At 74.4% G+C, this 5,842-nt stretch carries 5 protein-coding genes; 2 read left to right on the forward strand and 3 right to left on the reverse strand.

Annotation, left to right across the window (positions count from 1 at the left end; all coding sequences use genetic code 11):
* Positions 1-384 (reverse strand): GNAT family N-acetyltransferase (locus ACFUEL_RS33480; RefSeq protein ID WP_380240977.1); only part of this gene is annotated, 384 nt, incomplete at its 3' end.
* Between the two features lie 142 nt (positions 385-526).
* On the opposite strand from ACFUEL_RS33480, the gene ACFUEL_RS33485 reads away from it, so the two are divergent.
* A complete protein-coding gene (locus ACFUEL_RS33485; protein WP_380240978.1) occupies positions 527-1,012 on the forward strand; it encodes a hypothetical protein in 486 nt (161 codons plus the stop codon).
* Here ACFUEL_RS33485 and ACFUEL_RS33490 read toward each other — a convergent pair.
* Together ACFUEL_RS33490 and ACFUEL_RS33495 are read right to left on the reverse strand one after the other, a co-directional pair.
* Positions 985-1,953: a hypothetical protein gene (locus ACFUEL_RS33490; RefSeq protein ID WP_380240980.1), complete on the reverse strand. Its 969-nt coding sequence runs from the start codon at positions 1,951-1,953 to the stop codon at positions 985-987. The genes ACFUEL_RS33485 and ACFUEL_RS33490 overlap by 28 nt on opposite strands.
* 182 nt (positions 1,954-2,135) lie before the next feature.
* Positions 2,136-4,205 (reverse strand): beta-galactosidase, encoded by a 2,070-nt coding sequence (locus tag ACFUEL_RS33495; RefSeq protein ID WP_380240982.1) that lies wholly within the window; start codon positions 4,203-4,205, stop codon positions 2,136-2,138.
* A gap of 316 nt (positions 4,206-4,521) precedes the next feature.
* On the opposite strand from ACFUEL_RS33495, the gene ACFUEL_RS33500 reads away from it, so the two are divergent.
* Complete coding sequence (locus tag ACFUEL_RS33500) at positions 4,522-5,835, forward strand: ABC transporter substrate-binding protein (protein ID WP_380240984.1); 1,314 nt, start codon at positions 4,522-4,524, stop codon at positions 5,833-5,835.
* Positions 5,836-5,842: the final 7 nt, after the last annotated feature.

A 5,842-nucleotide genomic window follows, 5' to 3' on the forward strand; every position in this document is an offset into this window, starting at 1 on the left:
GCGGGCGAACGCGACCGCCGCGTCGAACAGGGCCCCGGCCAGGCCGGTGCCGCGCTGCTCGGGGCGGACGAACACGCCCACCAGGTGGGCCTGGTCGACCTCGACCGGCGTGCCCATGACGTCCTCGTGGCCGGCCCGCTCGATCAGCACCGTCACCGATCCGTCCCAGCCGCCGTCCGGCCGCTCGGCGACGAACTGCTGGACGACCGTCTCGCCGCGGGAGCCGGCCGCCCGCCCCCGCCAGTGCTCGTCCGGCCTGCCGGCGGCGTTGTCGTACGTGTCCAGGAAGGCGATGCCCGCGGCCGGGTCCCGCAGGGCGTCCAGCCGCAGTTGCTTGACCCGCTGCCAGTCCTCGCCGGTCACGGCTCGTATCACGTGGTCCATGCCCAGATCCTTGGCGGCCGAAGGACGCGGGGCAACCGGATTTCGGACGCCCCGGCGGCCGCGCGCGAAATCCGCTCGTACCCGGCTCGGGCCCCGCGGGAGGATGGCGGCCGACCACCGTACACCGGAGCCGGAGGAACCCGTGCGCACCCCCCGGTACTACCTCGACCTGGCGAACGACTCGTTCGACCCCGCCGTCCTGCGTGAACTGGCCGGCTCCGCGTACCCGTTCGTCCAGCGCGCGGTCGCCGCCAATCCGCACGCCCCGGCCGCCGCCCTGCTCGAACTGACCGCGCTCTGCGGCCGGACCCCGGTCGACCCCCTCACGTGGAACGAGAACCACCTGCTCCTGCTGGTGGCCCGCCACCCGGCGGCGGACCGGGCCGTCCTGTCGGCCGCCGTGGCCGCCGCCGCCGTGCGCCTCACCGCCGGGGCGCGCCCGTACCAGGCCGTGCTGGCCCTGGCGGAGCACCCCGGAACGCGCCCGGAGGAACTGCTCGCCCTCGGCCGGCTGCCCGGCGCCTCCGCCCGGCTGCGCCGCGGCCTGCGACGGGCGCTGGCCGCCCGGCCCGGCCCCGACGGGCGGACGGGAGCCGGCGATCAGGCGATCAGCCGCTCGACGCCGTAGCCGCCGATCAGCAGGCGTTCCTTGCGGTTGCCGGTGAGGCGCTGCGTCCAGTCGACGAAGCCGCCGTCGGCGACCTCCACCGGCGCGGCCCCGGCGGCGGGCACCGCAAAAACCTTGTAGCAGAGGCGGGTGTAGTAGCCGCGCCCGCTCGCCCGGTCGGGGTCCTCCACCAGGTCGACGGCGGGCCCGAGGCCGTCGGCGCCGGCCAGGGCCTCGTGCACCCGCGCGATCAGCGGCGCGGCGGACGGGTCGAGCCCGGTGAGCCGGATCTCGGCCCGCCCCGCGCCGGTCCGGGCGAGCGCCCGGGCGGCGAAGCGGAGGTGTTCGACGAGGTGCTGCCGCTCGAAGGCCAGACCGCCGGTGTCCCGGCCCGCGCTGACCAGGCCGAACAGCTGGAAGTGCGCGGTGGCCCCGGGCGCGGCGAACTGCTGGGCGCGGACGACGCGTTGGGTGGTGGCGAGCCGGACGGGGGTGGCCGAGCGCGGGTCGGCGGCGAGCAGCCGGGCGCGGCGGCGGGCGGCTTCCAGGGCAAGCGTGTTGGTGGGGTCGGCGGCGACCTCGGTGCCCCGGACGGTGGCCACGACCTTGCGGGCGTCCACCGGGCCGACGGCGGTGTGGGTGGCGAGCGGGACGAGCGGGGCGGGAACGAGCGTCCGGAAGTCCGGGGGCAGCGCGTCGATCAGGGCATCCTCGGCCCGGCGCAGCCGGACGAGGTCGACCTCGGCGGGAGCCGTGAAGCGGTCGGTGCGGTAGCGGCGCATCACCTCCGCCGGGGTGGTCCGTTCGGCCCGGCGCCGGGTGGCTTCCAGCAGCAGGGTCGTCAGGTCCGTGCCGGACAGCTCCTCGGCCAGCAGGCGGAGGAGTTCCGGCCGACCGGGCCCGGCCAGGATCCGGCGCAGCGCCGGGCCGTCCCCGGCGTCTCCTGGTGTGGGGTTCGTCATGGCGGGCCAGTATCGCCGTTGCCCCGGCACGGGGCACCGGCTTTTCCCGCCGCCGACCCCGCCCGGTTTCCCTCCACCATCGGCCCCGCCCGGCCCTCCCGCAGCCGGCCCCACCCGGCTCTACCCCGGCGCCAGTCCTACCGTTTTCCCTCCACCGTCAGCCCCGCCCGGCCCTCCCGCCGTCAGCCCCGCCCGGCGGAGTGGCGGAGCACCCTGGTCCGGCCGGCGGGGACGGTGAGGGTGTCGGAGACCTCGGTGCCGGTGAGGAGTTCGGTGCCCGGTCCGGGGGCCGGGAGGTCCGCGTCGGCGGGGCCGTGGTTGATCGCGAAGAGGTAGTGGCCGTGTTCGCCCGCGCGTTCCACCACCTCGAGGTCGTGCGGGAGTCGGCGCTCGGCCAGGCCGGCGTCGGCGCAGGCGGCGCGCAGCACCCGGGCGAGCGAGTCGGCGTCGAGGCGGGCGGAGACGTACCAGGCGCGGCCCTCGCCGAGGGCGTGCCGGGTGACGGCGGGGCCTCCGGCGGCGGGGCCGCCCTCGGCGGGGTCGTCGGCGTAGCGCCACACCGTCTCGGCGCCCTCGGTCACCACGAACTCGGTCCACGCCTCGGCCCGCAGCCCCTCGGCCCGCAGCTCGCCGTGGGCTCCGGCGCCCTCCAGCCGGACGCTCCCGCCGGCCCGCAGCGGGGCGAACTCCTCGACCCGCAGGCCGAGTACGTCGCGCAGGGCGCCGGGGTGCGGGCCGGGGTGGACGGTGTCGTGCTCGTCGACGATGCCGGAGAAGCAGGAGACCAGCAGGGTGCCGCCGCCCTCGACGTACTGGCGCAGGTTGCGGGCGGCGGCCTCGGTGGTGAGGTAGAGCGCGGGGACGACGACCAGCGGGTAGCGGCTCAGCTCGGCTTCGGGGTGGGCGAAGTCGACGGTGAGGTGGGCGTCCCAGCTCGCGGCGTACCAGGATTCGGCGCGTTCGCGGGCGTCCAGGTCGGCGCTGGGGCGCCACTCGAGGCGCTGGGCCCACCAGGACTCCCAGTCCCAGAGCATCGCGGCGTCGGCCCGCACCAGGCTGTCGCGGATCTCCGCGAGCGCACCCAACTCCTCTCCGAGCGCGACGACTTCGCGCCAGATCCGGCTGTCGGTGCCGGCGTGCGGGAGCATCGCGGAGTGGAACTTCTCGGCGCCGTAGCGGGAGGCCCGCCACTGGAAGAACATCGCGCCCTCGGAGCCGCGGGCGACGTGCGCGAGGCTGTTGCGGGCGAGTTCGCCGGGGCGCTTGGCGAGGTTGCGGGGCTGCCAGTTGACGGCGCCGGTGGAGTGTTCGAGCAGCAGCCAGGGGCGGCCGCCGGCGACGGAGCGGGTGAGGTCGGCGGACATCGCGAGGTTGATCTGGCTGCGCGGGTCCTCGGCGACCAGGTAGTGGTCGTTGGCCACCAGGTCGACCTCGCGGCCCCAGGCCCAGTAGTCCATGGACTGGCACTGGCTGAGCGCGGTCATGAAGTTGGTGGTGACGGGGATGCCGGGGGCGAGCCGGTGCAGCAGGTCGCGTTCGCGCTTGAAGTTGGCGAGGACGGCGTCGTTGGTGAACCGGGCGTAGTCGAGCTGCTGGGCGGGGTTGCCGGCGGTGGGGGTGAGCCGGGGCGGCCGGACGTCGTCCCAGCGGGTGTAGAGCTGGCCCCAGAAGGCCGTTCCCCAGGCGGAGTTGAGTTCCTTGAGGGTGCCGTAGCGGTCGCCCAGCCAGCGCCGGAAGTGCGCGGCCGATTCGTCGCAGTAGCAGTCGCTGACCGGGACGCCGTACTCGTTGTGGACGTGCCACAGGGCGACGGCGGGGTGCTTGCCGTAGCGGCGGGCGAGCTGCTCGGTGATGGCGGCGGCGGCGTGCTGGTAGGCGGGCGAGCTGTGGCAGATCGCGCCGCGCGAGCCGAAGGCGTAGCGGGTGCCCTCGCGGGTGACGGGCAGCGCCTCGGGGTGGTCGCGGTAGAACCAGGCGGGCGGGACGACGGTGGGGGTGGCCAGGTCGGCGCGGATGCCGTGGGCGTGCAGCAGGTCGAGCAGCCGGTCGAGCCAGCCGAACTCGTACTGGCCGCGCTCGGGTTCGAGCAGGGCCCAGGAGAAGATCCCGACGCTCACCATGGTGACCCCGGCCTCGCGCATCAGGCGGACGTCCTCGGCCCAGACCTCCTCGGGCCACTGCTCGGGGTTGTAGTCGCCGCCGTAGGCGAGCGGGTCGAGTCCGAGCGGGCGGGGGTACCGCGGCTGATCCATGGTGGGCTCCATCGAGAAGGACTGTGAACGTGCACACCCTAGCCAACCCCGGGTGTCGCTGTGTCTCGCCCAGATAACCGTACGAGCTCAGGGATTGACAAGTGTCTCCCCGGTTTCCGTACTGTGAACGTGCACAGCGACGGACCGGGCCTCAGCGCCGCCCGTCGCCGTCCCCCCCAGCACTTCCTTCAGCACTTCCTTCAGCACTTCCCTCAGTACTTCCTCCGGGCACAGGGCACACCCGCCGCGCACCCCCTCGCGCGGCGGCAGGCCGCCCGGTCCCCCCACTCGAATTCCGTGATCCCCGGGAGGATCCATGCACCGTCGCCTCGCCCTCGCCGCGGCAGCCGCCCTGTGCGGAACGCTCGTGCTGTCCGCGTGCTCGTCCGACGGCGGTTCCGGTGACTCGGCCGCGGCCGCCTCCGGCCCGGTGAAGCTGACGTTCTGGTCCTGGGCGCCGAACATGGACAAGGTCGCCGAGGTGTGGAACGCGGCGCACCCGGAGATCCAGGTCAGCGTGCTCAAGCAGGCCGGCGGCGACGACCTGGTCACCAAGACCATCACCGCCGCGAAGGCGGGCAACGCGCCGGACCTGATCCAGGCCGAGTACCAGGCGCTGCCGACGCTGGTCTCCAACGACGTGCTGGCCGACATCGCGAAGCAGGCCGGGGACGCGAAGGCGCAGTTCGCGGACGGCGTGTGGAAGCAGGTCACGCTCGGCTCGGACGCGGTGTACGCGATCCCCGAGGACACCGCGCCGCTGGCCTTCTACTACCGGCAGGACCTGTTCCAGCAGTACGGCCTCAAGGTGCCGACCACCTGGGACGAGTTCGCCGCCACCGCCCGCGCGCTCAAGCAGCAGGCCCCGGACAAGTCGCTGACCACCTTCTCCGCCAACGACCCGGGCCTGTTCGCGGGCCTGGCCCAGCAGGCCGGCGCCAAGTGGTGGACCACCTCGGGCGACACCTGGAAGGTGGCGATCGACGACCCCGCGACGAAGAAGGTCGCCGACTTCTGGTCCGGCCTGGTCAAGGACGGCTCGGTGGACAACCAGCCGATGTACACCCCGGCCTGGAGCAAGGCGCTCAACGACGGCACCCAGATCGGCTGGGTCTCGGCGGTGTGGGCGCCGGGCGTGCTGACCAGCTCGGCCCCGGACACCAAGGGCAAGTGGGCGATGGCCCCGCTGCCGCAGTGGGAGGCCGGCGCCTCGGTGACCGGCAGCTGGGGCGGCTCGGCGACCGGCGTGACCACCGGCGCCGTGAAGGCGGGCCACGCGGACGCGGCGGCGAAGTTCGCGACCTGGCTGAACACCGACCCGCAGGCGCTGGCCGCGCTCGTCCAGCAGGTCAACGTCTACCCGGCGGCCACCTCGGCGCAGACCGGCAGCCTGCTGTCGGCGGCGCCGGAGTTCTTCGCCGACCAGCCGGACTTCTACCCGAAGGCCGCCGAGATCGCCAAGGGCACCGCCCCGGCCGCCTGGGGTCCGAACGTGAACGTGGCGTACTCGGCGTTCAAGGACGCCTTCGGCAAGGCCGCCCAGGACAAGGGCGACTTCGGGGCGGCGCTGGCGGCGATGCAGCAGTCCACCGTCGAGGACCTGAAGAAGAACGGCTTCCAGGTCGGCTGACCCACCC

This window comes from Kitasatospora sp. NPDC057198, from assembly GCF_042670125.1.
GTDB lineage: Bacteria > Actinomycetota > Actinomycetes > Streptomycetales > Streptomycetaceae > Kitasatospora.

Coding starts and splice junctions, on each gene's coding strand:
- ACFUEL_RS33490 (WP_380240980.1), bottom strand. CDS start 1,953: ATGACGAACCCCACACCAGGAGACGCCGGGGACGGCCCGGCGCTGCGC.
- ACFUEL_RS33495 (WP_380240982.1), bottom strand. CDS start 4,205: ATGGATCAGCCGCGGTACCCCCGCCCGCTCGGACTCGACCCGCTCGCC.
- ACFUEL_RS33500 (WP_380240984.1), top strand. CDS start 4,522: ATGCACCGTCGCCTCGCCCTCGCCGCGGCAGCCGCCCTGTGCGGAACG.